Annotated in this window: 25 protein-coding genes and 1 pseudogene; 12 read left to right on the forward strand and 14 right to left on the reverse strand. The window is 73.8% G+C overall.

Features of this window, described 5'->3' with window-relative positions; genetic code table 11:
- Positions 1-31 precede the first annotated feature (31 nt).
- Positions 32-349, forward strand: a complete 318-nt coding sequence (locus J7W19_RS03820; protein WP_158688715.1) for a hypothetical protein — start codon at positions 32-34, stop codon at positions 347-349.
- Positions 350-464: 115 nt separating this feature from the next.
- Here the strand turns inward: J7W19_RS03820 and J7W19_RS03825 are convergent, their stop codons facing one another.
- From J7W19_RS03825 to J7W19_RS03835, 3 genes are read right to left on the reverse strand one after another with little or no spacing between them, the layout of a single operon-like run.
- Complete coding sequence (locus J7W19_RS03825) at positions 465-1,175, reverse strand: hypothetical protein (RefSeq protein WP_004938502.1); 711 nt, start codon at positions 1,173-1,175, stop codon at positions 465-467.
- A complete protein-coding gene (locus J7W19_RS03830; RefSeq protein ID WP_004938506.1) occupies positions 1,172-1,690 on the reverse strand; it encodes an RNA polymerase sigma factor in 519 nt (172 codons plus the stop codon). Before J7W19_RS03830 ends, J7W19_RS03825 begins: the two co-directional genes overlap by 4 nt.
- Before the next feature lie 29 nt (positions 1,691-1,719).
- Entirely contained in the window at positions 1,720-1,884 is a 165-nt protein-coding gene (locus tag J7W19_RS03835) for a hypothetical protein (RefSeq protein ID WP_004938510.1), read from the reverse strand.
- Between the two features lie 431 nt (positions 1,885-2,315).
- On the opposite strand from J7W19_RS03835, the gene J7W19_RS03840 reads away from it, so the two are divergent.
- From J7W19_RS03840 to J7W19_RS03850, 3 genes are all read left to right on the forward strand, one after another.
- A complete protein-coding gene (locus J7W19_RS03840) occupies positions 2,316-3,275 on the forward strand; it encodes a tetratricopeptide repeat protein (protein WP_004938513.1) in 960 nt (319 codons plus the stop codon).
- A gap of 267 nt (positions 3,276-3,542) precedes the next feature.
- The gene (locus tag J7W19_RS03845; protein ID WP_040887567.1) at positions 3,543-4,994 is read left to right on the forward strand and encodes an amino acid permease; all 1,452 of its coding nucleotides are present in this window, start codon (positions 3,543-3,545) and stop codon (positions 4,992-4,994) included.
- Positions 4,995-5,036: 42 nt separating this feature from the next.
- The gene (locus tag J7W19_RS03850) at positions 5,037-5,897 is read left to right on the forward strand and encodes a GNAT family N-acetyltransferase (RefSeq protein ID WP_004938519.1); all 861 of its coding nucleotides are present in this window, start codon (positions 5,037-5,039) and stop codon (positions 5,895-5,897) included.
- Positions 5,898-5,952: 55 nt separating this feature from the next.
- Here the strand turns inward: J7W19_RS03850 and J7W19_RS03855 are convergent, their stop codons facing one another.
- Complete coding sequence (locus J7W19_RS03855) at positions 5,953-6,411, reverse strand: hypothetical protein (protein WP_004938522.1); 459 nt, start codon at positions 6,409-6,411, stop codon at positions 5,953-5,955.
- Positions 6,412-6,634: 223 nt separating this feature from the next.
- On the opposite strand from J7W19_RS03855, the gene J7W19_RS03860 reads away from it, so the two are divergent.
- On the forward strand, positions 6,635-7,111 hold the full coding sequence (locus J7W19_RS03860; protein ID WP_004938525.1) for a hypothetical protein: 477 nt from the start codon (positions 6,635-6,637) through the stop codon (positions 7,109-7,111).
- 34 nt (positions 7,112-7,145) lie between these two features.
- The gene (locus tag J7W19_RS32695; protein WP_004938528.1) at positions 7,146-7,502 is read left to right on the forward strand and encodes a MazG-like family protein; all 357 of its coding nucleotides are present in this window, start codon (positions 7,146-7,148) and stop codon (positions 7,500-7,502) included.
- Positions 7,503-7,587: 85 nt separating this feature from the next.
- Here J7W19_RS32695 and J7W19_RS03870 read toward each other — a convergent pair whose 3' ends face one another.
- The gene (locus J7W19_RS03870; RefSeq protein WP_233478065.1) at positions 7,588-8,877 is read right to left on the reverse strand and encodes an alpha/beta hydrolase family protein; all 1,290 of its coding nucleotides are present in this window, start codon (positions 8,875-8,877) and stop codon (positions 7,588-7,590) included.
- Positions 8,878-9,025: 148 nt separating this feature from the next.
- On the opposite strand from J7W19_RS03870, the gene J7W19_RS03875 reads away from it, so the two are divergent.
- Positions 9,026-9,724: an HAD family hydrolase gene (locus J7W19_RS03875; RefSeq protein ID WP_004938534.1), complete on the forward strand. Its 699-nt coding sequence runs from the start codon at positions 9,026-9,028 to the stop codon at positions 9,722-9,724.
- Between the two features lie 212 nt (positions 9,725-9,936).
- On the opposite strand, the gene J7W19_RS03880 is transcribed toward J7W19_RS03875, so the two are convergent.
- Positions 9,937-10,503 carry a glycoside hydrolase family 25 protein gene (locus J7W19_RS03880; protein WP_004938537.1) on the reverse strand — a complete coding sequence of 189 codons (567 nt, stop codon included), beginning with the start codon at positions 10,501-10,503 and terminating at the stop codon, positions 9,937-9,939.
- A 105-nt stretch (positions 10,504-10,608) separates the two neighbouring features.
- Positions 10,609-12,036 carry a rifampin monooxygenase gene (rox, locus tag J7W19_RS03885; protein ID WP_004938539.1) on the reverse strand — a complete coding sequence of 476 codons (1,428 nt, stop codon included), beginning with the start codon at positions 12,034-12,036 and terminating at the stop codon, positions 10,609-10,611.
- 375 nt (positions 12,037-12,411) lie between these two features.
- Between rox and J7W19_RS03890 the strand changes: the two genes are divergently transcribed.
- A complete protein-coding gene (locus tag J7W19_RS03890; RefSeq protein WP_004938542.1) occupies positions 12,412-12,660 on the forward strand; it encodes a DUF397 domain-containing protein in 249 nt (82 codons plus the stop codon).
- A gap of 19 nt (positions 12,661-12,679) precedes the next feature.
- Here the strand turns inward: J7W19_RS03890 and J7W19_RS03895 are convergent, their stop codons facing one another.
- Positions 12,680-13,366, reverse strand: coding sequence for an NAD(P)H-dependent oxidoreductase (locus J7W19_RS03895; protein ID WP_040887512.1), 687 nt, complete (start codon positions 13,364-13,366; stop codon positions 12,680-12,682).
- A 54-nt stretch (positions 13,367-13,420) separates the two neighbouring features.
- On the reverse strand, positions 13,421-13,753 hold the full coding sequence (locus J7W19_RS03900; protein ID WP_004938548.1) for an ArsR/SmtB family transcription factor: 333 nt from the start codon (positions 13,751-13,753) through the stop codon (positions 13,421-13,423).
- A 147-nt stretch (positions 13,754-13,900) separates the two neighbouring features.
- Between J7W19_RS03900 and J7W19_RS03905 the strand changes: the two genes are divergently transcribed.
- Entirely contained in the window at positions 13,901-14,728 is an 828-nt protein-coding gene (locus tag J7W19_RS03905) for an alpha/beta fold hydrolase (RefSeq protein WP_004938550.1), read from the forward strand.
- Positions 14,721-15,290: a TetR/AcrR family transcriptional regulator gene (locus tag J7W19_RS03910; protein WP_004938553.1), complete on the forward strand. Its 570-nt coding sequence runs from the start codon at positions 14,721-14,723 to the stop codon at positions 15,288-15,290. The genes J7W19_RS03905 and J7W19_RS03910 overlap by 8 nt, the downstream gene beginning before the upstream one ends.
- Positions 15,291-15,474: 184 nt before the next feature.
- Here the strand turns inward: J7W19_RS03910 and meaB are convergent.
- The 5 genes and pseudogenes from meaB to J7W19_RS03935 form a co-directional block, all read right to left on the reverse strand.
- Positions 15,475-16,473, reverse strand: a pseudogene (meaB, locus tag J7W19_RS03915) (methylmalonyl Co-A mutase-associated GTPase MeaB); the annotation flags it as partial.
- A gap of 16 nt (positions 16,474-16,489) precedes the next feature.
- Positions 16,490-18,682, reverse strand: coding sequence for a methylmalonyl-CoA mutase (scpA, locus tag J7W19_RS03920; RefSeq protein ID WP_004938559.1), 2,193 nt, complete (start codon positions 18,680-18,682; stop codon positions 16,490-16,492).
- The gene (gene mutA, locus J7W19_RS03925) at positions 18,682-20,544 is read right to left on the reverse strand and encodes a methylmalonyl-CoA mutase small subunit (RefSeq protein ID WP_004938562.1); all 1,863 of its coding nucleotides are present in this window, start codon (positions 20,542-20,544) and stop codon (positions 18,682-18,684) included. The genes scpA and mutA overlap by 1 nt, the downstream gene beginning before the upstream one ends.
- A gap of 170 nt (positions 20,545-20,714) precedes the next feature.
- Positions 20,715-21,416 carry a TetR-like C-terminal domain-containing protein gene (locus J7W19_RS03930; protein WP_004938565.1) on the reverse strand — a complete coding sequence of 234 codons (702 nt, stop codon included), beginning with the start codon at positions 21,414-21,416 and terminating at the stop codon, positions 20,715-20,717.
- 44 nt (positions 21,417-21,460) lie between these two features.
- Positions 21,461-23,554: a SpoIIE family protein phosphatase gene (locus J7W19_RS03935; protein WP_004938568.1), complete on the reverse strand. Its 2,094-nt coding sequence runs from the start codon at positions 23,552-23,554 to the stop codon at positions 21,461-21,463.
- Between the two features lie 97 nt (positions 23,555-23,651).
- Here J7W19_RS03935 and J7W19_RS03940 point away from each other — a divergent pair, with 97 nt between their 5' ends.
- Together J7W19_RS03940 and J7W19_RS03945 are read left to right on the forward strand one after the other, a co-directional pair.
- Positions 23,652-25,082 (forward strand): lipase maturation factor family protein, encoded by a 1,431-nt coding sequence (locus J7W19_RS03940; protein WP_004938570.1) that lies wholly within the window; start codon positions 23,652-23,654, stop codon positions 25,080-25,082.
- A gap of 22 nt (positions 25,083-25,104) precedes the next feature.
- Positions 25,105-26,115 carry a PHP domain-containing protein gene (locus J7W19_RS03945; RefSeq protein WP_004938573.1) on the forward strand — a complete coding sequence of 337 codons (1,011 nt, stop codon included), beginning with the start codon at positions 25,105-25,107 and terminating at the stop codon, positions 26,113-26,115.
- Positions 26,116-26,163 lie beyond the last annotated feature (48 nt).

Genomic DNA, 26,163 nt, shown 5'->3' on the forward strand with positions numbered 1-26,163 from the left:
TTGTCCGGCAGGGACCTTGAGGAGCGGGAAGATGAGCGAGGGCACCGGAACGCCCGACACCGGCGAAGCGAGCCGGGCAAGCGCGACGAGACCGGGACGGATGTGGGAGTTCCTCTGGGGGTCCCCCGGCCTCTTCTCGCTGACGTCGATGATCCTGTTCGTCGGGCGATGGGACCGGGCAGCCTGGAACGTCTACCTCCTCGGCTGGACACCCCTGGGGGTGATGGGCCTGGTAAGTCTGCTGACGCACAGGAAACCGCACCTTCCCGGCCTCGGAGCCGGTCTGGTGCTCCTGGTGGCCCTCGGCGTGTTCAATGCGCTGGTGCACGGCGACGGTTACCCGTACTGAGCACGGCGCCGGACGGGCTGCTCCCAGCCCGTCCGGCACGTGAGGGCGAGCGGGCGGAGTCGTGGAGAGGGCTGGGGCGCACCCCCAGAAAACGGCGAAGGGCAGGGTCAGGGGCTCAGCACACCGCCGTAAGCTCCCCGATCCGCTCCGGGAAGTCCGGCTGTGGCAGCGGCAGGTCGACCTCCTCGACGAAGCCGAGCGCGTTCGGCACGTACGCGATCACCGCCGTCGCCGCGGGCGAGAACCCCTCCCTCTCCCCCTCCCGCAGCCCGTCCAGCATCTGCAGGGCCATGTTGAGGTCGTTCCGGTCGATCTCCTCCGGAGTCTCCGGCATCAGCGCCTCCAGGCCCGCCTGCCGCCGCCACAGCTCCGCCTCGCGTCGCTCGCCGAGCGCCATGTGGTGCAGGTACAGGCAGCAGGCGGCGCCCGTGTCGTCGGCGCCGGCGCCGAACTGCCACCAGAAGCGGGCGCTGTCCTCGCGGTCGGCGAGTTGGAGGACGCAGCCGAGGACGAGGGCGCCCTCGGGTTCGAGGAGGCGGTCGGCGAGGAGGGCGCCGAGTTTGTGGAGGTCGTGGGCGACGACGGTCTTGCAGAGGCTGCGCAGTCGGCGGTAGAAGGCGCGGTGGGGCAGGTAGTTGCGCTGGGCGGCGCGGACGGCGGCGGTGCGCGCCGGTTCCATCTGGTCGTCGAAGTACAGGGCGCCGTGCCACATGCGCTCGGTGAGCCGGACGGCGAGCCGGGCCTCGGCCCGGTCGACCTCCGCGCTCGGGTACGGGCGCGGGGCGAGCCGGGCCTTGGCCAGCACGTGGTCGAGTGTTCCGGTCACCGGTGCTCCTCTTCTCTCTCCAGTCCGAGCGCGTCGTGCAGGCGGTGGCGGGCGTGCCGGGCGGTGGAGCGCACCCCGCCCTCGGTGATGCCCATGATGTCGGCGGTCTCCCGAACGCTGTAGCCGAGGCAGTAGTGCAGGACGATGACGTCGTGCTGGCGCGCCGGCAGGGCGCAGATCGCCTTGTAGACGGACAGGCTCTGCTCCAGCTCGTCGATGGGGTCGACGGCGTGCCGCAGGGCGGTGGTCTCGAAGGCCGCGGTGTCGACGACGGTGGGGCGGCGGCCGCGCGCCCTGGCGCAGTCGATGGTCCGGTGTCTGACCACGGCCCACGCGTAGGCGTTGGGGTTCTCGGTTCTCAGGACCTCGGTCCAGGTGAAGTACAGGTCCTCGAAGGCCTGGTCGACGGCCTCCTCCGCGTCGTGGCGGTTGCCGAGGTAGAGCTCGGCCCAGTGCACGTAGGCGGCGCGGTAGAGCTGGTGGAACGCCCGGTAGTCCGCGGGCAGTCCTGTCACGGGAAACGTACTCGCTCGGGAGGGTGCCGTCACCTCTCGCCTCCCCGCCGCCCGCGGGGGCCGCGGCGCAGTTCGCTGATGCCGATGCGGACACCGGCGGCGGCGGCGCGGCGCAGCAGGGCGAGGGCGTCACTGCCGAAGACGCGTGCGAAGACCGCCGCGCTCAACAGGTCGGCCGTGTGATGTGGGTTCACGGAACTGGTGGTCCCTCCGGTCGTTTTGATCATGTACCGGACGCGGCGGGCCGCTGCCGAGTCCGCCGTGCCTCAGAGGAAGGCGTCGCGGTGGCGCGCTCTCTTCCCCTTCGCCGGTAATGGCGTTCCCCAGGGGGGTTTTGTGCATCGGACCAACGTAAAGTCTTACGGAAGGTTTCACTCCGGTTACCCTCCGCCGCTTTGTCGGAGGTGACAAAAATCGAAAGTATGCGGGATTGGATCCTCCGGATGCCTCTCGGGAAGCGGCCGTCCTGAGTAGGGTGGGGCTCACGGCCGGTGAGCGTCCGACCACGCGCGGGGTCCGGATGCCGTCCGGCTCGGGCGAGTTGCGCGATTTCCGGTGCGGTGTGATTCCGGTGCGGTGCGTCCGGCGGACGCGTCCCGATGGTGCGACAGGGTGGCAGGTGAGCATGGTCGCTGGCTCGTTCGAAGGTCGGTACGTCTGGCATCCGGCCGCCGACGACCACGAGTTGGCCCAGGCGTGCGTCGAGGTGCAGGCGGGCCGGTACCACAGCGCCCACGCGATCCTGCACGACTCCCGGGACGACTTCGCCACGCGGGCGCACCGGTCGCTCGTCCTCGCCTCGATGGCGGCCGACTCGGACTTCGCCGAGCGCTGGCTGGCCGAGGAACCCGGCCCGGACTCCGCCCTGTTGTGGGCCCGGGTGGCGATGTTACGGGCGCTGCGGATGGCCGACAGCCGGGACCGCAGGACCGCGTCCCTGCTGCGGATCGCCGAGGCGGCCTGCGACCAGGCCGCGCAGATGGCGCCCAAGGACCCCACCCCCTGGGTGGCCCGGCTGGCGCTGGCCCGCACCGGACGGGTCCGCGACCCCGCTCCCCCGGGGATGCTCACCGCGCCGTCCGGCCCGTGGTCGCTGTTCTCCCGGGCCCTGACGCTGGACCCGTGGAACCGGGAGGCGCACCACCGCTTCCTCTCCTTCTACTTCGCCCGCCACGGCGGTTCGGCGAGCGCCCGCTGGGACGTGGCCGAGTTCCTGGCCAACCGCGCCCCCGCCAACTCACCGCTGCGGCTGCTGCCGTTGGTGACGCTGGTGGAGGACTACGACCCGCGCGCCGACCCGTTCGCCGACCGCGCCTGGGGCCAGCGCCGCTGGCGGACGCTCGCGCTGGAGGTCTACGCGCGGTGGCTGCCCGAGGTGCCCGGGTACCGGTTCACGCCCGTCCTCGACCTCGCCTACCTGGCGCACGCGCTCTGCATGGCGGGCTGCCTGGACGAGGCCCGCACGGTCTTCACCACCATGGGCCCCTACGCGTCCCGTATGCCGTGGAGCGTCTTCGGCAGCCCGGAGGAGCAGCTCAGCAAGGCCCGCCGGCGGTGCGGACTGCCGGCGCCCGGCTCGCCCTGACCGATCGCCGGGCCGCCCCGCGCGCACCGCCTTGCCCCGCGCGCACCGCCCGTACTGCTTTGCACCACCCGCACTGCCCGTACCGCTTTGCACCACCCGCACCACCGTACAACCGGACGTCGCGTGAGCCGCCCGGCGCCCGGCCCCGTCCCCCGTCCCCCTCGCAGAAAGCCGCTGTCCGTGTCGGAGTTCCTCTCCCCCGCTCACGCCCGAGCCCACCGGCAGGCCGCCCACGTCGCGATGGACGACGACGCGACGCTGCACGCCATGGGGTACCCGCGCAAACTCACGCGGAGATTCCGGGCGTTCGACAACTTCGCCATCTCCTTCACCATCATCAACATCCTCTCCGGGATCTTCTCCTCGTTCGGCTTCGGAATGAACGCCGGCGGCCCCCGGATCCTGGTCTTCGGCTGGATCGGCGTCTCGGTCATGGTGCTGTTCGTCGGCGCCTCGATGGCCGAGATCGCCTCCGCCTACCCGACCAGCGGCGCGCTCTACTTCTCCGCGGGCAAGCTCGCCAAGCGGCACAAGGGCGCCTGGTCCTGGTACACGGGCTGGCTCAACTTCATCGGGCAGGTCGGCGGCACCGCCGCCACCGACTTCGCCGCCGCCACCTTCATCCAGTCGTTCGTCGCCCTCCAGTGGCCGTCGTACGAGCCGACGGCCCAGCAGACCGTCGGCATCACCGCCGTCATCCTGCTGATCCAGGCACTGGCCAACACCTACACCGTGCGGCTGGTCGCCATCGTCAACCGGATCTCCGTGTGGTGGCTGCTCATCGGCCTGGTGGTCATCGTCGCCTGCCTGATCACCGTGCCCTCCGAGCACCAGTCCGCCTCCTTCGCCACCCACTTCGTCAACAACACCGGCTTCTCCAACGCGGTCTACGCCGGGATGCTCGGCCTGCTGGTGACCAGTTGGACGTTCACCGGGTTCGACGGCAGCTTCCACATGTCGGAGGAGACCGTACGGGCCACGGTGAACGCGCCGCGCGGCATCATCCGGGCCATCGGCTGCTCCGCGCTCACCGGCCTGGTACTGGTGCTCGCCCTGGTGTACGCGATCCGGGACTACGCCTCCGAGGCCGCCGCCTCCGCCCCGCCGGTGCAGATCCTCATCGACGCCCTCGGGCTGACCACGGCCAAGCTGCTCCTGCTGCTCGTCATCGGCGCCATGCTGTTCTGCGGCCTCGCCAACATGACCAGCAACACCCGGCAGATCTTCGCCTTCTCGCGCGACGGCGCGATGCCCGGCTCCCGGCTGTGGCACTCCGTCTCCGACCGCACCCGCACCCCCGTCAAGGCCGTGTGGCTGGCGGCGGCCTGCGCCCTGGTGCTCGTCATCCCCGGCTGGTGGTCGCACGTGGCGTTCACGGCCGTCGTCAGCGTCAACGTCGTGGGCCTCTTCCTCGCCTACGGCGTGCCCATCTTCCTGCGGCTGCGGCTGAAGGACTTCGAGCCCGGCCCGTGGCACCTCGGCCGGTTCGGACGGCCGGTGGCCTTCGTCGCCGTCGCCTGGATCGTGATCAGCAACCTGCTCTTCATGCTGCCGCAGGCGTCCCCGATCACCGCCGAGTCCTTCAACTACGCGCCGATCGCGCTGGGCGTGGTCCTGCTGATCGCTACCGTGTGGTGGTTCGCCTCCGCGCGGCGGCGCTTCAAGGGGCCGGTCAGCTACGGCAGTCCGGACGAGGTGGCGGCGATGGACCTCATCTGACCCGCCCATCCACCGTACGTACCGAAAGGAACTCCCAGCACCATGCACCCCATCGACGCACCCGAGCTCACCGTCACCACCGCCTCGGCCGAGGACTGGCGGCAGGTCGTGGCGTGGGCCACCGAGGAGGGGTGGAACCCCGGCCACGGCGACGCCGACCGCTTCCTCCCCACCGACCCGGAGGGCTTCTTCACCGGCCGGCTCGGCGACCGGATCGTCACCGCCATATCGGTCGTCAACCACGGCCCGGACTACGCCTTCCTGGGCTTCTACCTGGTGGCGCCGGAACAGCGCGGCCGCGGCCTCGGCCTGGCCACCTGGCGCGCGGCCTTCCCGCACGCGGGCACCCGGACGGTGGGCCTCGACGCGGTGCCGGAGCAGGAGGAGACGTACAAGCGCTCCGGGTTCGTCCCCGCCTACCGCACCCTGCGCTGGACCGGCCGCCCGGCCCGGTCCGGCACCACGGCGGCCGGCGTCCACGCCGTCACCCCGGACCGCCTCGACGCCGTCGCCGCCTACGACCGGCGCTTCTTCCCCGCCGAGCGCCGCGCCTTCCTCGCCCGCTGGCTCGACGGGCCCGGCCGCGCCGCCCGGGTGCTGCTGCGCGACGGCCGCGTCACCGGCTACGGCCTGATCCGTCCCTCCCACGACGGCCACCGCGTCGGCCCCCTCTTCGCCGACACCCGCGAGGACGCCGAGACCCTCTTCGACGCCCTCACCGCGCACCTCGGCCCCGATGAGGAGGTCTGCCTCGACATGCCCGAACCGAACCCGGCGGCCGCGGCCCTCGCCGAGGGGCGCGGCCTGACCACGGACTGGCACTCCATCCGGATGTACGCGGGCCCGGTCCCGGGGACGCCGGCGGAACGGGCGTTCGCGGTGACGAGCCTGGAACTGGGATAGCCGGAAGGAGCCGGCCGGCCCTCCGCGAGGAGGACCGGCCGGCCGGTACCCGGGATCAGTACCCGCGCTCCGCGGTGACGTCGACGGTGTGCGCCTTGCCCTTGACCTTCAGCAGCACCCGGATCTGATGGTTCGTGTAGTAGTTGCTCACGGCGTAGTGGGGCTTCCAGTCGCACGGCTGGAAGCCGCTGCCGCCGAGGACCCGGTTGAGGGTCATGTCCTTGATCTGGACCTGCGCCTTGCCGCCGTCGCCGTTGTTCCAGCACTGCAACTTGACCCGGGCCGTGTTGGCGGGTCGCGGCATGGTGTAGTTCTGCGACTGCCACTGCTTGCCGTGTGAGTTGAGGTAGGCGGCCGAGATCTTCGCCGGGCCCCAGACGTGCACGTAGGTGGTCTTCAGCGCCGCGTCCCCGCCGGCATCGGCGGGCGCGGCCATGGAGGGTGTCGTGGCGAGGACGCCGCCGAGGACGGCGGTCGCGGCCGTCAGGACGACGCGCTTGCGTACGTGGGTCATGCGGGTTCCTTCCCCCGTGAAGCGGGACGGCGGCGCGGAGGGACCTCGCGCCGCCCGTTGACACCACCGACTCTGCCGACCGGCCCCGCCGCCCGCCAGGGACTCCCGGGAAAGCGGGTGTTCATGGGACGTCCCAGCCCGTGACCTGGGATTTCACTGCTTCCCATGAGGCAGGAGTGGGACGGCGGACCGCACGCCCACGCACCGCACTAACGTTCCCCCAATGGAATGGACGAGTCTTGCCGGCACGGCGCTGGGCGCGGTCATCGCGACCGCCTCGGGCGCCCTGCTGGAACGCCGGCGCTGGCGGCGCGAGCGCGGGGAGCGCGACGCGGCGGTGCGGCGCGCGCTGTACGCCGAGTACCTGGCGGGCCTGGCGGAGGCGCGGTCCGTCGGGGCCGTACTGGCCCGGAACACGACCATGGACCCGGCCGACCGGTTCACCACCGCCCGGGAGGCGTTCGCGCCCTGCATCCGGCTGCGGTACCAGATGGCCATCACCGCCCCGGCCGACGTCGTCCGCGCGTCCGACGAGGCGTTCCGCCGCCTGCGGGACTTCCGCGACCGCGTCATCGAGGGCGCGGGCGAGACCGATCCCGCGTACGTGGACGGCAAGTGGGCCTACAACGAGGCGTTGTCGGCGCTGCAGGAGCTGATGCGGGAGGATCTCCTGGGCGAACGCGCCGGGCCGCTCGGGTGAGACGCCCGCCGGTCGGAACCAGGAGAGGACACCCGTGACATCCACCCCCGCCGAGGACTCCGCCCTCTGGGCCACGGCCCGCCGGTCCGCCGCCGCTCTGGACGCCGCCAACGGCACCGGCCCGCACGAGACCGCGCTGCGCCTGATCAAGCTGAGCGAGGAGGTGGGCGAGGTGCATCAGGCGTACATCGGCATGACGGGTCAGAACCCCCGCAAGGGCGTCACCCACGACCGTTCGGACGTGGCCGCGGAGCTCTGCGACGTCATCATCACGGCGGCCACCGCCCTCCACCTCTTCACCGACGACCCGGCCGGCGCGCTGGAGGAGCATGCGCGGCGGGTGGGACGACGGGTGACGGAGTGGGCCCCCCGCAGCCAGTCCGGCGCTTGAGGGCAACCGCGCGGAGCGCGGTTTCGGGGGCCGGGGCGAACCCGGACAACGGTGGAAGGCCGGTCAGGGGCAGGCGACCGCCCGGTCACCCCTTCTCCGCCCGGAACGGCACGCACCCCTTCGCCGACGTGCCGCCATGCGCCCCGAGGAAGGCGAGCACGTCGCAGAACGACCGGCCCAGCACGTCGTCGTGTCCCGCGCCCGCATACGCGCGCTCGGTGACCGAAGGCGATCCGAGCGCGCGGAGGTTCCGGGCGACCTGGGCCGTCCACGCGGCGGGTACGTCCTGGTCGGCGCCGCCCTGGACGATCAGGACGGGGGCGCGGACGGCCGACCGGTCCGGGTTGCCGTAGGCGGCCATCTTGCCGCCCACGACCGCAAGTTGGGCGCGGTCGAGCGGCAGGGCCGCCTCGGTGGTGGTCCGGGCGAGGGCGGGGTGCGGAGCGGTCAGGCACTCCTCGAAGACCTGGCGGGCGGTCCGGGTGGCCGAAGGACCGAGCAGCCGGGCCAGGTCCACGCCGGGGTCGGTCGCGTTCAGTCCGGCCAGCGAGTAGAGGGCGAACGCCAGGCTGCCCGGCTGGTGGGCGGCGATGACGCCGGGCAGCATCGCGTCGAGGTGGCTCGCCGGGGCGACGGCGACGGCGCCCCCGAACCGGGTCCCCGCCGCCCGGTCGGCCGCGCGGGCGGCGAAGAGGGCGGCCTGGCCGCCCTGGGAGTGCCCGACGGCGAACCACGTCGGCGCGAGGTCCGGGAGCAGCCGGTGCGCCGCGGTGACGCTGTCGACGACCGCGTTGCCCTCGTCCGGCCCGACGAGGTAGGTGTGCGGGCCGGGCGTGCCGAGCCCCGGGTAGTCCGTGGCCACCACCGCGTAGCCGGCCCGCAGGAACGCGCCGGCCTCCTGCGCGTAGACGTCGAACCCCAGGTTCGCCGCCTGTGACGGCGCGCACGCGTCGGCGATGCCGGTGGTGCCGTGCGCCCAGGCGACGACGGGCCGGCCGCCCGGCGGCGGGGCGCCTCGGGGGACGAGGAGAGTGCCGCTCACGGCGATGTCCCTGCCGTGGGCGTCGGAGGAGTGGTGGAGGACGGTCCAGCGTTCCGCCGCCCCGGTCCTCGGGTCCGGGCCGTGCCGGGTGGCGGCGATCGGGGTGCCGGGCGGGGCCGGGGACAGGGGCTGCGGCACCTGGTAGGTGTGCCCGTCGAGCCGGACCCCGGCCGGACGCTCCCCCGCGTCCGCGGCCCCCGCCGGACCGGAGCCGTCGGCCGAGCAGGCCGCCGCGGCGAGGGCGAGGGCGGTCGCCGCCGCCAGCGGCCAGGCGGGCCGGCGCCGCCGCGTACGGCGGCGATCGGATATGTCCCCGGGGCTGGTCGTCCTCACGGCGCGCGCTCCCTCCGCCTGGGCGATGGCACGGCCCCAGCGTCCCATCCGCCCCGGCGGCCCGCAGGAGGCGTCGGCCGGACGGGTGACGGGCTCGGGGCGCGGCCGGGGTTCCGGAGGCTCCCGGCCGCCTGGCAGGCTGCCGCCCATGACCGTGACGGGTGTGCTCTTCGACTTCTCCGGAACCCTCTTCCGCATCGAGTCCCCCACCGCCTGGCTGCGCCACGCCGCCGCCCGCCGCGGCCTGCACCTGGGCGACGGTGAACTCACCCGCTTCGCCGCCGCCCTGGCCGCGGCCGGCGCCCAGCCCGGCGGCCCGCCGCCGACGGCCGTTCCCCCGCGCCTGACGGACGCGTGGGCCCACCGCGACCGCTCCGCCGCCGAACACCGCGCCGCCTACCTGGGCCTGGCGCGCGAAGTGGCGCTTCCGGAGGAGGGGTTGTACGAGGCGCTGTACGCGCGCCACATGGAACCCGACGCGTGGCTGCCGTACCCGGACGCGCCCGGCGTCCTCGCCTCGCTGCGGGAGCGAGGCATACCGGTCGCCGTCGTGAGCAACATCGGCTGGGACCCGCGGCCGGTGTTCCGCGCGCACGGCCTGCACGCGAGCGTGGACGCGTACGTGCTCTCGTACGAGCACGGCGTGCAGAAGCCGGACGCCCGCCTCTTCCGCACCGCCTGCCAGGCGATCGGGCGGCGGCCCGAGGACGTCCTGATGGTCGGCGACAGCGCCGCGGCCGACGGCGGCGCGGCGGCGATCGGCTGCGCGGTGCGGCTCGTCGAACACCGGCCGGCGGCCGAACGCCCGGACGCACTGCGGCGCGCCGTGGACCGGGCGGTGGCCTGACGTCCGTGGGCCGGGGGCGGTTCGACCTCGGTAGGCGGGGCCGCGACCTGACCTCCGCGGGCTGGGCCCTGGCCTGACCTCCGCGGGCCGGACCGCGGGCTGCCCCCCGCAGGCCGCACACCGCGCGGTCTGGCCTTCACAGGCCGCACCGCGACCCGACCCCCGTGAACCGCGCCGCGGCCTACCCCCGGCGCCTCCTCCGGAACCGCGGATCAGGCCGTCTCCCCCGCCTCCCGCCGCGCCCACGCCCGCAGTTCCGCGCGGTCCTCGAAGCGGGCGACGTTGCGGTCGATCCCGCCGGACGTGCCGTACTGGTGGAACGTCCAGGGGAACCGCACGCCCGGCCGGCCCGCGGCGTGGTCGGGGTCGGCGATCCAGAGGCCGTCCCCGGCGCGGCTGGTGGTGTCCCGGTGGAACCAGAAGTCCCGGTTGCAGTAGAGGACGACCCGGTGGCCCGGCGCCTTCGCGGCCACCCGGGCGAGCCAGCGGTCCTTGTCCGCGCAGGAGACGCCGGCCTCCTCCCAGTCGAGGGCGAGGACGTCCCCCGCTCTCAGCGCGATCCTGCTCAGGAACCGGTCCGCCTGCGCGGACATCGATCCGGGTGTGACGTAGTGGTAGTACCCCACCACCAGCCCGGCCCCCCGGGCCCGGTCCCGCTGCGCCACCCACTTGGGGTTGGTGTAGGACATGCCTTCGGTGACCTTGACGAAGGCGAAGTCCTGTCCGGCGACGGGGTAGTTCTCGCTCTGGTAGCTGCTGACGTCGACACCGTGGATCATGACGGGCTCCTAGCGTGACACGAACACGTCACGTGAGTGCCCGGTGGCCCGCCCTGTCAACAGCACGGATCGGCCACGAACCGGTACCGGTTGGGGACGCCCGCCTCAGGCGGCGGCGCCGAACCACCGGGGCAGGTGCTCCAGCAGCTCCGCCTGGTCGTCGCCGGCCCAGGCGACGTGACCGTCCGGGCGCAGCAGCACCGCCGGCGCGTCCAGCTCCTCGCTGACGTCGACGACGTGGTCGACGCGGTCCACCCAGCCCGTCGCCGAGAGGAGACCGGTCTGGTCGAGGAGGAGGCCGCGACCGCCGCGCATCAGCTCGTAGAGGCGGCCGTTCTCCTTCAGGGGGATGTCGCGCAGCCGGCGGCCGAGCAGGTCGTGGCCCTCGCCGAGGTCGTAGCGGACCCCGACCGCGGTGATCATGGCGGTCACGTGCCGGTTGACCTCCTCGAAGTCCATCAGTTCGGCGAAGAGTTCGCGCAGGGCGACGGCGCCCGGGCCGGTCCCCAGCAGGGTGATCTGGGCGCGGGTGTTGGCCAGGACGCGGGCGCCGACGGGGTGGCGTTCGGCGTGGTAGCTGTCCAGGAGGCCGTCGGGGGCCCAGCCGGCGACCTCGGCGGCCAGCTTCCAGCCGAGGTTGAACGCGTCCTGGACGCCGAGGTTGAGGCCCTGGCCGCCGGTCGGCGGGTGGATGTGGGCGGCGTCGCCGGCCAGCAGCACGCGGCCGGACCGGTAGCGCTCGGCCTGCCGGGTGGCGTCGCCGAAGCGGGAGAGCCAGCGCGGCGAGTGCACGCCGAAGTCGGTGCCCGCGACCTCCCGCAGCCGCCGCTTGAACTCGTCCAGGGTCGGCGGCGCCGTCCGGTCCTCCGAGACGCCGTCGGCGGGCACGATGACGCGGAACGTCCCGTCGCCGTTGGGGATGGTCCCGAACCGGAGCTGCGTCTTTCGGACTTCCTCGACGACGGCGGCGACCGCCTCCGGGTCGTCGGCGATCTCCATGTCGCCCAGCATCGTCTCGACCGTCGCGGGCTCGCCGGGGAAGCCGACGCCGATCAGCTTCCGCACCGTGCTGCGTCCGCCGTCGCAGCCGACGAGGTAGCGGGAGCGAAGCCGGGTACGGTCGGCGAGTTCGACGGTGACGCCCTCCTCGTCCTGCTCGAGCCCGACGACCTCGTGGCCGCGCCGGATCTCGGCGCCCAGCTCCCGCGCGCGCTCCTCCAGCAGCCGCTCGGTGACCGGCTGCAGGGTGGACAGGCCGTACGGGTGGCCGGTGTCCAGGCTCTTGGGCCACGGCTTGGCGATCCCGCCGAAGAGGCCGCCGACCTGGAACTTCTCACTGACCGCGAGGAACCGGTCCAGCAACCCGCGCTGGTCCATCAGCTCGACGCTGCGCGTGTGCAGGCCGCGCCCCCGGGTCTCCTTGGTCGGCTCGGCCAGCCGCTCCAGCACGACCACGTCCACACCGTGCAGCCGCAGCTCGCCGGCCAGCATCAGACCGGTCGGACCGCCGCCGACCACGATCACGTCGTACATCCCCACGCCCACTTTCACGAGATTGCCGTGCACCCGGCCAGGGAAGGGCGTGATCGCGCCGTTTCCGCAGCTCATCGGGTATCGAGTGGAGATTCTGCGGTATGACCGGGGCCTTGCCGCAAGGCCCCCTGTGCGCTATAAGTTGAGAGTGGCGAGGAGAGGACTCCTCGCCTTCGTCGTTCCCCGGCCCGGCGCGGCGCGGTGGCGGCCCTCCGGTGACGGGGCCGCGACGGCAGGCGGGCAGCGCTCCCCGACGCGGACGCGCGGCGGGTGGACGGACGGCGGACGGACGGCCTGTCCATCGGGCGCCTCCTCGGGGAGGCTGGCAACCGTGCCCGTCAAGGGCGCCACCGCCGTCAGCGAAGGAGAGCCACCGTGACCCGCACGCCCGCAGTCGCACACGGCGCCGCCTGGCGCCGGTCCACTCACAGCGATCCCGGCCGGGGCGAGTGCGTCGAGGCGTCCGACCGTTTCGCCGACAGGGTGCTCATCCGCGACAGCAAGAGCCCGGGCCGGGCGATCCTGATCTTCCCGCTCGCCTGCTGGCGCGCCTTCACCGCGGCCCTGTCCCGGCCCGAACACCTGCGGGACGACGGGGAGTTCCCGTGGGCGGACGACGGCTGAACGCCCGCCGGAGCCGGGGTCAGACCGCCGCCGGTGCCGCCGCGCGGGCGCCGCCGAGCGTCGCGAAGGACTCCCGGACGGCGTCCAGCGCGGCCAGCCGGTCGGCGTCGGTCATATGGGCCGGCCCGTAGGTGACGACGGGCGGCAGCACCTCGTAACCGACGAACTCCAGCATCCCGCGCCGGATGTGGTACAGGAAGTCGTCCATCGCCCCGAACGAGCCGCCCCGGGCGAAGGACTCCGCCGTGCCGCCGGTGGTCACCAGGACCATGGCGCGCTTGCCGCGCAGGGCGCCCCGGTCGAAGACGCCGTGGTCGCCGCCGAAGACCGCCCCCATGGCGAAGACGCGGTCGACCCAGCCCTTGAGGATCGCGGGCACCGAGAACCACCACAGCGGGAACGACAGCACCAGCAGATCGGCGTCGAGCACCGCGTCCAGGTGGGCCCGCACCTCGACGGGCAGGGTCCCCTCCCGGACGGCCTTCCGCTGCTCCGCCTGCGGCTTGAAGTGCCCTTCGACGGGCCCGAACTCATGCCGGTCGAGGACCGGAGCCCACCCGTCGGCGTAGAGGTCCACCACCCGCACGGAGTGGCCGGAGCGCCGCAACTCCTCGGCGGCGGCCCGCATTTGGGAGGTACTGAAAGAGCCCGGCTCGGGGTGGGCGTGCACGATCAGGGCGGACTTGCTCGGTGTCGTCGCATCCATGCGGACGATCGTATCGCAATATTCCGATGTGTCGATAGGAGTCGGTCGGGCCGCTCAGAGCTGCTCGCCGATCGCGTCCGCCAGCCGCCGCAGCCGCTCCTCGTCCCGCCGGTAGTGCGTCCACTTGCCCACCCGCGTGGAACGGACCAGCCCCGCCCGCTCCAGGGCGGCCATGTACGAGGAGACGGTCGACTGCGCCAGCCCGCTCCTGGCCTGGATGTGACTGACGCACACCCCGACGACCCGCCGGTCCGCGATCGGCTCGTAGTCCGCGAACTCCCGGTCCGGCTCCCTCAGCCACCGCATGATCTGCATCCGCACGGGATTGGCCAGCGCCTTGAACGCCTCCAGCATCTCCTCGGCCCGCACCGCCGCCTCGTCGCCCACCGGCACCCTTCCTTCCCTTCCTCCGGATTCCCCCCGTACCGACACACCACGGTATCCGGGGCCGCACCGCACCCCGATCCGCACTTGCCAGCCGAAGCTAATGCCATTAGCTTTACGGCTAACGAACCAAACCTCACGGGGGACACCATGACCGAGTACCTGACCGTCAACGGCGGGCGGATCGCCTACGACGACGCCGGCGAAGGCCCGCTCGTCGTGCTCGCGCACGGAATGGGGGACAACCGGCACGCGTACCGCGACATGGCCGACGGGCTGGTCGCGGCGGGGTACCGGGTCGTGCGGACGGACCTGCGGGGCCACGGGGAGTCGGACGCCGACTGGGAGGCGTGGTCGCGGACGGAGGTGGCGGGGGATCTGGTGGCGCTGGTACGGCGGTTGGGGGGTCCCGCCGTCGTCGTGGGGCACTCGTTCGCCGGCGGGGCCGCCGTGATCGCCGCCGCCGAGGAGCCCGGGCTCGTCCGCGCCGTCGTCGGCATCGGGCCGTTCACCCGCGCCCAGCGGATCGACGCGGGCGCCCTCGTCTCCGACGCCCGCTACCGGAAGGGACTCGCCCTGCTCCTGGGCGCCGGGCTGTTCCGCAGCGTCGGACTGTGGAAGCGGTACCTCCGGCACGCTCACCCCACCGGTGTCGAGCCCGCCCGCCTCGCCGCCCTGGAGGCGGAGTTGCGCAGGCCGGGGCGGATGGCCGTCGTGGCCCGGATGGGCATGTCCGCGCCCACCGACGCCGGGGCCCGGCTCGCCGACGTCCGGTGCCCGGTGCTGATCGTCCAGGGCGGCCTGGATCCGGACTGGCCCGACCCCCGGGCCGAGGGGAACGGGATCGTGTCCGAACTCCCGCCCGGACTGGGCAGGTTGGAGATGGTCGCGGGCGCCGGGCACTATCCGCACGTCGAGTTCCCCGACCGCGTCACCGCCGCCGTGCTCGCCTTCCTCGGGGAGGGCGTCCGTGCCTAGGGCCGCCCTGTCCCCCGGCGCCGTCGTCGACCTCGCCCTCGCGATCGTCGACGAGGGCTCCCCCGCCGCCCTGACGCTGTCCGCCGTCGCGGGCCGGGCCGGTGTCGCCACCCCGTCGCTCTACAAGCACGTCCGCAACCTCGCCGAACTGCGCGACCTGATGTCGGCGCGGATCCTGGACGACCTCACGGACGAGGTCGGCCGGGCCGTGCTCGGCCGCTCGGCCGACGAGGCGATCCGCGCGCTGATGCTCGCCTGGCGGGACTGGGCGCTGCGCCACCCGCACCGGTACGCGGTGCTCGTGCAGCGCCCCGAGCCGCGGACGGCCGAGGCCGGGGAACGCCTGCTCGGCATCGTGTTCGCCGCGCTCCGTGCCTACGGCATGGAGGACGCTGCGGCCGTGCACGCGACCCGCTGCCTGCGGGCCGCGCTCCACGGCTTCGCCGTCCTGGAGGCCGAGGGCGCGTTCGGGCTCCCCGAACGGCTGGAGGAGAGCTTCGAGCTGCTGATCCACATGGTGATCAGCGGGCTGCGGACGCCTCGTCGGCCCCCGGGCCGCTGACACCGGGCCCGCGGCCACCCGGGCCGCTGACCCCGGAGCCGCGGACGCCCGGGCCGTCAGCACCGGATCCGAGGGCACCTGGGCCGTCGGCAGCGGAGGCGTCGATTCCAGGACCGTCGGCACCGGGACCCTCGACACCAGGACCCTCGACACCGGAACCGTCGGCACCGGAGCCTTCGGCCTCGGCACCGCCCCCCGCCGAACCCCGGAACGCCCCCAGGATCCGCTCCGCCGCCAGCGTCGCCGTCAACGTGCCGTCGCGCAGCGCCCGTTCGACGTCCGGGGTCACCGCGCGCACCCCCGGGTGAGCGTGCAGCTCGCCCAGCAGCTGGTCGCGGACCATGCCCCACGCCCACTCGACCTGCTGCTCGCTGCGCCGCCGGACCAGCTCGCCCGTCGCCTCCAGCACGCGGCGGTGCTGTTCCAGGCGTTCCCACAACGCGTCCAGGCCGGTGTTCTCGCGGGCGCTGCACGTCAGGACGGGCGGGTTCCAGGCGGCGTCGGGCGACCGCAGCAGCCGGAGGGCGCCGGCGAGTTCGCGGGCGGCGGCCTTCGCGTCGCGCTCGTGCGGGCCGTCGGCCTTGTTGACGGCGACGAGGTCGGCGAGTTCCAGGACGCCCTTCTTGATGCCCTGGAGCTGGTCGCCGGTGCGGGCGAGGGTGAGCATCAGGAAGGTGTCGACCATGCCGGCGACGGCCGTCTCGGACTGGCCGACGCCGACGGTCTCGACGAGCACCACGTCGTAACCGGCCGCCTCCATCACCACGATCGTCTCGCGGGTCGCCTTGGCGACGCCGCCGAGCGTTCCCGCCGTCGGGGACGGCCGGACGAACGCCGCCGGATCGACGGCCAGGCGTTCCATGCGCGTCTTGTCGCCGAGGATGCTGCCGCCCGTGCGCGTCGACGACGGATCGACGGCGAGCACGGCGACCCGGTGGCCCAGGCCCGTGAGCATGGTGCCCAGGGCGTCGATGAACGTCGACTTGCCGACGCCGGGCACGCCCGTGACGCCGATCCGCCGGGCCGCGCCCGCGTGCGGGAGCAACTGCACCAGCATGCGCTGGGCGAGCTCGCGGTGGTCGGCGCGGGTGGACTCGACGAGGGTGACGGCACGGGCGACGGCCGCCCGCTTACCATCCAGCACCCCCTTGACCACCGCGTCCAGATCGATCGCGCGCGCCATCAGCCGGCCGCCCCGCTCACTGCGCGTGGCCGAGGACCCCGGCGAGGGTCTTCAGCAGGTCGTGGGCGGCGTCGGGGATCACCGTGCCGGGCGGGAAGACGGCGGTCGCTCCCATCTCCAGCAGCGTCGGCACGTCCTGCGGGGGGATCACCCCACCCACGACGATCATGATGTCGTCGCGCCCCTCCTCCGCCAGGCACTCGCGCAGCGCCGGCACCAGCGTCAGGTGCCCGGCGGCCAGCGAGGAGACGCCGACGACGTGCACGTCGGCCTCCACCGCCTGCCGGGCGACCTCCGCCGGGGTCTGGAACAGCGGGCCGACGTCGACGTCGAAGCCGAGGTCGGCGAAGGCGGTCGCGATCACCTTCTGGCCGCGGTCGTGCCCGTCCTGGCCCATCTTGGCGACCAGGATGCGGGGCCGGCGGCCCTCCTCCCGTTCGAACGCCTCGACGAGCGCCCGGGTGCGCTCCACGCCGGACGACGGTCCGGCCTCCTGCCTGTACACACCGGAGATGGTACGGATGCGGCCGGCGTGGCGTCCGTACACCTTCTCCAGGGCGTCGGAGATCTCTCCGACGGTGGCCTTGGCGCGGGCCGCGTCCACGGCGAGTTCCAGCAGGTTGCCGTCGCCGCCGGCGGCGCGGGTGAGCGCGTCCAGCGCGCCCCGGCAGGCGGCCTCGTCCCGCTCCTCCCGCAGCCGCCGCAGCTTCTCGATCTGCTGCGCGCGGACGGAGGAGTTGTCGACCTTGAGGACCTCGATCTGCTCGTCGCTGTCCACGCGGTACTTGTTGACGCCGATCACCGGCTGCCGGCCGGAGTCGATGCGGGCCTGGGTGCGGGCCGCCGCCTCCTCGACGCGGAGCTTGGGGATGCCGGCGTCGATGGCCTGGGCCATGCCGCCCGCGGCCTCGACCTCCTGGATGTGCTGCCAGGCCCGGCGCGCCAGGTCGTGCGTCAGTCGCTCGACGTACGCGCTGCCGCCCCAGGGGTCGATCACCCGGCAGGTGCCGGACTCCTGTTGCAGCAGGAGCTGGGTGTTGCGGGCGATGCGCGCGGAGAAGTCCGTCGGGAGGGCGAGGGCCTCGTCGAGGGCGTTGGTGTGCAGCGACTGGGTGTGCCCCTGGGTGGCGGCCATCGCCTCGACGCAGGTGCGCGTGACGTTGTTGAAGACGTCCTGCGCGGTCAGCGACCAGCCGGAGGTCTGCGAATGCGTGCGCAGCGAGAGCGACTTGGGGCTCTTGGGGTCGAACTGCCGTACCAGCTTCGCCCAGAGCAGCCGCGCGGCCCGCAGCTTGGCGACCTCCATGAAGAAGTTCATGCCGATCGCCCAGAAGAACGACAGCCGGGGCGCGAACGCGTCCACGTCCAGCCCGGCGCCGAGTCCGGCGCGCAGGTACTCGACGCCGTCGGCGAGCGTGTAGGCGAGCTCCAGGTCGGCGGTGGCCCCGGCCTCCTGGATGTGGTAGCCGGAGATGGAGATGGAGTTGTACCGCGGCATCCGCTGCGAGGTGTACGCGAAGATGTCGGAGATGATCCGCATCGACGGCTTCGGCGGATAGATGTAGGTGTTCCGGACCATGAACTCCTTGAGGATGTCGTTCTGGATGGTCCCGGCCAGCTTCTCGGGCGGTACGCCCTGCTCCTCCGCGGCGACGATGTAGAGCGCGAGGACGGGCAGCACCGCGCCGTTCATCGTCATCGACACGCTCATCCGGTCCAGCGGGATGCCGTCGAACAACTGCCGCATGTCGTAGATGGAGTCGATGGCGACGCCCGCCATGCCGACGTCGCCGGTGACGCGCGGGTGGTCGCTGTCGTAGCCGCGGTGGGTGGGCAGGTCGAAGGCGACCGACAGGCCCTTCTGGCCGGCCGCGAGGTTGCGGCGGTAGAAGGCGTTGGACTCCTCGGCGGTGGAGAAGCCGGCGTACTGCCGGATGGTCCACGGCTGGTTGACGTACATCGTCGGGTACGGGCCGCGCAGATAGGGCGCGATACCCGGGTACGTGCCGAGGAAGTCCAGCCCGTGCAGGTCCTCGGCGGTGTAGAGGGGTTTGACGCCGATGCCCTCCGGGGTCTCCCAGAGCAGGTCGTCGGCGCCGCGGCCGGTGCTCTCCTTCAGGGCCGCCCGCCACTGCCCGGCGTCGGCGGGCACGGACGCCGCCGGTCCGTCCGGTGCGAGGTCGATACGGGAGAAGTCGGGGATGCTCATCACGCCACTCCGAGGTGGTCGAGGACGGAGGAGAGGAGGGCGACGGCGTCGCCGCCCGCGGAGACGAACGCGTCGACGCCCGCGCGCTGCCAGTCGTCGCGCCGGTCCCCGGGGCGGCCCGCGAGGAACACCCGGGTCGCGCCCGCCGACTTGAGGGCCCGGGCGACGTCCTCGGCCTGCTCGGCGTAGAGCGCGTCGGAGGAGCAGAGGCAGGCGACGGCGGCGCCGCTGCGGCGGAACGCGTCGGCGGCGGTGTCCGCGTCGACGGTGACGGGGTCGTGGACGGGCTCGACGCCGCCCGCCCGGAAGAGGTTGGCGGCGAAGCCGGCCCGCGCGGTGTGCGCGGCGGCCGGGCCGAGGGCGGCGAGGAAGACGCGGGGCCGGGCGCCGGTGGCGGCGGCGTGCGCGTCGGACCGGGCGCGCAGCGCCTCGAACGCCTCGTCGCGGCGGACGCGCGGGAGGCCGCCGGAGGGCGGGGCGGGCGCGGGCCGCCGCTCGACGGGCCGCTCCTCCAGGTGCGGGAACTCGCTGACGCCGGTGACCGGTTCGCGCCGGGTGGCCAGGCGGCGGGAGCGGTCGGCCCAGGTGGCGGCGAGCCGCTCGCCGACCATCCCCGAGCGCAGGGCGGCCTCCTGGCCGCCGGCCCGTTCGATCTCCTGGAACCAGGCCCAGGCGGCGTGCGCGAGGTCGTCGGTCAGCCGCTCCACGTACCAGGAGCCGCCCGCCGGGTCCACGACCCGGGCCAGGTGGGACTCCTCCAGCAGGATCGACGAGGTGTTGCGGGCGATCCGGCGGGCGAACGCGTCGGGCAGGCCGAGGGCGCTGTCGAACGGCAGGACGGTGACGGCGTCCGCGCCGCCGACGCCCGCGCCGAGGCAGGCGACGGTGGTGCGCAGCATGTTCACCCACGGGTCCCGGCGGGTCATCATCACCGGTGAGGTGACGGCGTGCTGGCGCTGGGCGCGGGCGGCCGGGGACGCGCCGCAGACCTCGGCGACGCGCGACCAGAGCCGGCGGGCGGCGCGCAGCGCGGCGATGGTGAGGAACTGGTCGGCGGTGGCGGAGAGGCGGAACTCCAGCTGCCCGCACGCCTCGTCGACGTCCAGGCCGGCGGCGGTGAGCTCGCGGAGGTAGGCGACGCCGGTGGCGAGCGCGCAGCCGAGTTCCTGCGCGGTGGAGGCACCGGCCTCGTGGTACGGCAGGGCGTCGACGACGAGGGCACGCAGGCCGGGGAACTCCCGTGCGCAGCGCACGGCGAGGGCGGTTCCCGAACCGGCCGTGCCGGTGCGGGCGAGGGTGCCCAGCGGGTCGGCGCCGAGGTTGCCGGGGACCGTGCCGGGCCGGACGCCCCGCTCCTCGTACACCCGCAGCAGGGCCTCGCCCGCGGCCTCCGCGTCGGCGCCGGCGTCGAGGACGACGGGCGCGAGGTCGAGGTAGACGCCGTCGAGGGCGGTGGCGAGGCCGTCGACGGGGAGGCCGGCGGGGCCGACGGTGAGCCAGAGGGAGGTGACGCCGTTCTCCAGGTCGGCCAGGACGGCCTCGTTGGCGCGGCGGGGGTCGGGCTCGGCGTGGAGCTGGCGGACGTCCCAGCCGGCGACCGCCGTTCCCTCGGGGCGTCCGCCGCGGACGAACGGCGGGAAGCCCGGGAGGCCGGGGTCCGGGGCCGCGTCGTCGGCCGTGTAGAGCGGACGGGTGCTCAGCCCGTCCTGGAGGGCGGTGGTCAGCGCGTCCTCCGCCGCCGTCCCGGTGGCTTCCGTCCCCGCCTTGCGCAGTACGCCCTCGACGAGGCGCTGCCACTGCTCGCGGGTCGCGTCCGGGAATTCGGCGGCCAGGGAGAAGCCTTCTTCGGGCAGGACCGTCATGGGGGGAAGGCTAGGGGGTAGGGCGCGCTGTGCAGCAGGGGACGAGGCTGTGACCTTGACCTCTTCACGGCGCGCGAGGGGGGCCGCGGGCGGGCCGGTCGTCCGCGGGCGCGTGCCGGTCCGCCGGGGGCCGGCGCCGCCGCCGCGCGGCCGGCCCCCGGCGGGGCGGCTCACTCCCCGGCCGGGACGGTCAGCCCCACGCCCTCCGCCATCACCGCGACCGCGTAGTCGAAGAACGCCTCCTGGTCGTGGACGCTGTCGTGGGTGCGGCTGAAGACCTGGAAGGACAGGAGGCCGATCAGGCCGCTCCAGAGCACGATCCCGCGCTCGATGAGGTCCGCGAACGGCTCGCCGGGGGCCTCGCCGAACACCGCCACCGCCTCCGGCCGGATCAGGGGCGGTCCTGGCACGGCCCGCCGGGGCGGGGTCAGTTCCCCGGCCTCCAGCGCGGACCGCAGGACGCCGGCCAGCACGGCGGGGGTGCGCGCGGCGGGCGGGACGGTCTCCTGCGGGGCGTGGTAGCCGGGCACGGGCGAGCCGTAGAGCAGGGCGAACTCGGCGGGGTGGGCGAGGGACCAGGCCCGCGCCGCGCGGGCGACGGCCAGCAGCCGCGCGCCGGCCGGGGCCCCGGCCCCGCGGGCCCGTCCGTCCGCTTCCTCCAGCGCGGCGGCGGAGGCGTCGTAGGCGTCGATCAGCAGGGCCGTCAGCAGATCGTCGCGGTGCGGGAAGACGGCCGCGACCTCGGCGGCCGGCAGGCCGCTCGCGCGCGTCAAGGCGTCGGGCGTGAGCCCGGCCGCCCCCGTCTCGCCGAGCAGTTGACGGGCCGTCGACAGGGCGGCCGACTGAATGGTGTCTCCACCGGAAGTGTCCATGGCGGCACGCTACCCGCCGCCCGCCGGGCACCGTCCCGGCGGCCCTACGGACTCCTCCGCGCCCCGGAGTCCTCGGGCGCCGGCCCCAGATCGAACTCGCACCACACCGACTTGCCGCTTCCCCGCGACTCCACGCCCCAGACGTCCGCGAGCCGGTCCACGAGCAGCAGGCCGCGGCCGGAGACGCCCGACTCGCCCGGTTCGCGGCGGCGGGGCAGGGCGCTGGAGCGGTCCTCGACCTCGACGCGGAGGCGGCGCCCGGCGCCGGGGACCATGCGGATGGTGACCACGGCCGCGCCGTCGGTGTGCAGCAGGGCGTTGGTGGCCAACTCGTCGGCGGCGAGCTCGATGTCGTCGGCCCGGTCCCGTACGCCCCACGCGCGGACCGCGGTGCGGATCATGTGCCGGGCGGCGGACAGCGCCTCGGGGTCGGCGGGGGCGATGTGCTGCTGGAGGCGTCCGCCCGGGCGGGCGACGGTGCCCTGACGGCGCAGCAGGAGGATGGCCATGTCGTCCTCGCCGACGCGCTCCTCGACGACCTCGCACAGCCGGTCGGCGAGGTCGTGCGGGTCCTCGGGGCCCTCCTGGACGAGTCCGGCGAGCTGCCGGATGCCCTCGTCGAGGTCGGCGCCGGGCTGTTCGACCAGGCCGTCGGTGAACATCATCAGCGTCTCGCCGGGTTCGAGCTCCACCGTGGTCACGGGGTAGTCCAGCCGCCCGAACTCGGCGGACAGCCCGAGCGGCAGGCCGCCGGCGACGGGCAGCTGGCGGGAGGTGCCGTCGGCGTGCCGCAGCAGCGGGTCTATGTGCCCGGCGCGGACGAGCTGGACGGATCCGGTGGTCAGGTCGGCCTCGGCGTAGGAGCAGGTGGCGAAGCGGTCGGTGTCCAGTTCGTGGAGGAAGGCGGAGGCACGGGCCATGACCGTGCCCGGGGAGTGCCCCTCGGCCGCGTAGGCGCGCAGCACGATGCGGAGCTGGCCCATCACGGCGGAGGCGTGGGTGTCGTGGCCCTGCACGTCGCCGATGACGGCGGCGACCCGGCCGCCGGGCAGCGGGACCACGTCGTACCAGTCGCCGCCGATGTCGCGGCCCATCCGGGCCGAGCGGTAGCGGACGGCGATCTGGGCGCCGGGCACCTCGGGGATCCGGCGCGGCAGCATGGCCTGCTGGAGGCCCTCGGCCAGGTCGTGCTCCTGGTCGAAGAGCATGGCGCGGGCGATGCTCTGTGCGAGGCTGCTGCTGAGGGCGATGAAGAGGTTGCGTTCCTGCCGGGTGAAGCCGCGGGCCTCGCGGTAGAGGAGGCCGAGCGCGCCGATGGGCCGGGCCTGGGCGATCAGCGGCAGGTAGGCGCCCGAGGAGATGCCGATGCCCTTGATCCGCTCCCACAGCCAGGGGTAGCAGCGGGCCCACTCCTCGCGGGACTCGATGAAGCGCGGGGTCATGGTGCGGATGACCTCGCTCATCGGGAAGTCGTCGTCGATCCGGGTGTAGCGGGTGCCGGGGATGAAGTGCTCGGACGGGCCCTCGGCGACGAGGTGGACGCGTCCGGACTCGACCAGCCCGAGGACGAGGAGGTCGGAGCCGAGGTGTTCGACGGCCCGGGAGTCCTTGAAGAAGTCGATGACGTCCTGGACGGTCCGGGCGTGGGCCAGGGCCGCGGTGGTGGTCTCGACGACGGTGGTCTGGTGGCGGCGGTCGCCGTTCGACTCCCCCGGCCGGTCGGGCAGCCGCAGCTCCTCGTTCGCCTCGCGGAGGATGCCGAGGATCCGGCAGGGCCGGCCGGCGGCGTCCCGCTCGATACGGCCCTGGGTGTAGGCCCAGCGGAGGCCGTCGGGGCAGCGCACCCGGTGGTAGGCGCCGTAGCTCTCGCTGCCGTCCTTCAGGGCCCGCGACACCAGGGCGTCCAGCCGGGCGCCGTCCGCGCGCGGCACCCGGACGGCGAGGTCGGTGACGTTGCCGTGGAACTCGCCGGGCGGCAGGCCGAGGATGCCCAGGGCGACGGGGTCGAGGTGGAGCCGTCCGCTGACGAGGTCCCAGTCGAAGGTGCCGACGTGGTTGAGGGCGAGGCAGCGCTCCGGGCGGGCGGGCCAGTCGTCCGGCAGCGCTCCGGAGGCAGGCGTGGCTCCCCGATCAACCATGGATTCACTCTGCCACTTTTTGTCCGTTTCTTCGATTTCTTCGGTTCTTCGGTGCGACCGCGCGGCCGACGGGGACGCACGGGGTACTCGGAGGGGCATGGAGTGGTTCACGGCCTCCGGGTACGGGCTGAGCCGGCTGGTCTTCCAGCGCGGGCTGGCCGTCCTCTACCTGGTCGCCTTCGCCTCGGCGGCGCTGCAGTTCCGGGCGCTGATCGGGGAGCGCGGCATGCTGCCCGTACCGCGCTACCTGGCGTACGTCCCGGCACGCCGGATCCCGACGCTCTTCCGGTGGCACTATTCGGACCGCTTCTTCGCCGGGTGCGCCTGGGGCGGGGCGCTGCTGGCCGCGGCGGTCGCGGCGGGGGCCGCCGATGCGGTGCCGCTGTGTGCGGCGATGCTGATGTGGCTGGTGCTGTGGGGGCTGTATCTGTCGATCGTCAACGTCGGCCAGACGTGGTACGCCTTCGGGTGGGAGTCGCTGCTGCTGGAGACCGGGTTCCTGGCGGTGTTCCTGGGGAACGCGCGGACGGATCCGCCGGTGCTGGTGCTGTTCCTGCTGCGCTGGCTCCTCTTCCGGGTGGAGTTCGGCGCGGGGCTGATCAAGATCCGGGGCGACCGCTGCTGGCGCGACCTGACCTGCCTGTACTACCACCACGAGACGCAGCCGATGCCCGGCCCGCTGAGCTGGTTCTTCCACCGGCTGCCCCGGCCGCTGCACCGGGTGGAGACGGCCGCCAACCACGTCGCGCAGCTGGTGGTGCCCTTCGGCCTCTTCGCGCCGCAGCCGGTGGCGAGCGTCGCGGCGGGGCTGGTGATCGTCACCCAGCTCTGGCTGGTCGCCTCGGGCAACTTCGCCTGGCTGAACTGGATCACGATCGTGCTGGCCTTCGCGGCGGTGGACGGCGACGCCATGGCGGACCTGTTCTCCGTGACCGGCCCTTCCCCCGCCCCCTCGGCGCCGGTCTGGTACGAGGTCCTGGTCGTCGCGGTGACCGTGCTCGTGGCCGCGCTGAGCTGGTGGCCGGTACGCAACCTGCTCTCGCGCGGGCAGCGCATGAACATGTCCTTCAACGCGTACCACCTGGTCAACACGTACGGCGCCTTCGGCAGCGTGAACCGGAGCCGGTACGAGGTGGTGGTCGAGGGGACGGCGGACACGGTCCTCGGCCCGGAGACCGAGTGGCGGGAGTACGGCTTCAAGGGCAAACCGGGCGATCCACGCCGGCTGCCCCGGCAGTTCGCGCCCTGGCACCTGCGGCTGGACTGGCTGATGTGGTTCGCGGGGATCTCCCCGGCCTACGCCCGGGACTGGTTCGGACCCCTCGTCGAACGACTGCTCGAAAACGACCGGGACACCCTGCGGCTCCTCCGCCACAACCCGTTCCCCGACGCACCGCCCGCGCATGTCCGCGCCCGGCTCTACCTCTACCGCTTCACCACCTGGCGCGAGCTGCGCACGACCGGCGCGTGGTGGCACCGCGAGCTGGTGCGCGAGTTCCTGCCGCCGGCCGCGCTGCGGCGGCCGTGACACCGGAGAGGAGACGGACCGGATGGACCCTGTGGAGGCACTGGAGCGGATCGCCTTCCTCCTGGAACGCGACGGGGCGCCGACCTACCGCGTCCAGGCGTTCCGGACGGCGGCCGGCGTGGTCGCCGGGATGCCCGCCGACGAGGTCCGCCGCCGGTCGGAGGCCGGGTCGCTCACCGACCGCAAGGGCATCGGGCCGAAGACGGCGGCCGTCGTCGCCGAGGCGCTGCGCGGTGAGACGCCCGCCTACCTGGAGCGCCTGGAGCGGGAGGCGGACCGGCCGCTCACCGAGGGCGGCGCGGCGCTCCGCGCGGCCCTGCGCGGCGACTGCCACCTGCACTCGGACTGGTCGGACGGCGGCAGCCCCATCGACGTCATGGCCCGCGCGGCCCGCGACCTCGGCCACGAGTGGGCCGTGCTCACCGACCACTCCCCCCGCCTGACCATCGCCCGCGGCCTGTCCGCCGACCGGCTGCGGCAGCAGCTCGACGTGGTCGCCGAGGTCGACGAGGCGCTCGGGGACGGCTTCCGGCTGCTCACCGGCATCGAGTGCGACATCCTCCCCGACGGCTCCCTCGACCAGGAGGACGAGCTCCTGGACCGGCTCGACGTGGTCGTCGCCTCCGTCCACTCCAAGCTGCGGATGGACGCCGAGAGCATGACCCGGCGGCTCGTCGCCGCCGTCGCCAACCCGCTCGTCGACGTCCTCGGGCACTGCACCGGCCGCCTCGTCGGCGGCAAACGCCCCGAGTCCGCCTTCGACGCCGAACTCGTCTTCACCGCCTGCGAACGCTTCGGCACCGCCGTGGAGATCAACAGCCGGCCCGACCGGCTGGACCCGCCTCGGCGGCTGATCCGGCTGGCCCTGGAGACGGGAGCGCTGTTCTCGATCGACAGCGACGCGCACGCGCCGGGACAGCTGGACTGGCAGGTGCTGGGGTGTGCGCGGGCGGAGGAGTGCGGGGTCCCGGCGGAGCGGGTGATCACGGCGTGGGGGTGCGAGGAGTTGCTCGCGTGGGCGCGGGGGAGGTAGGCCCCGGTCCCGCCCTTTCGCCGTTTCCTGGGGGCAAGCCCCCAGACC

The organism is Streptomyces mobaraensis NBRC 13819 = DSM 40847 (genome assembly GCF_017916255.1).
GTDB lineage: Bacteria > Actinomycetota > Actinomycetes > Streptomycetales > Streptomycetaceae > Streptomyces > Streptomyces mobaraensis.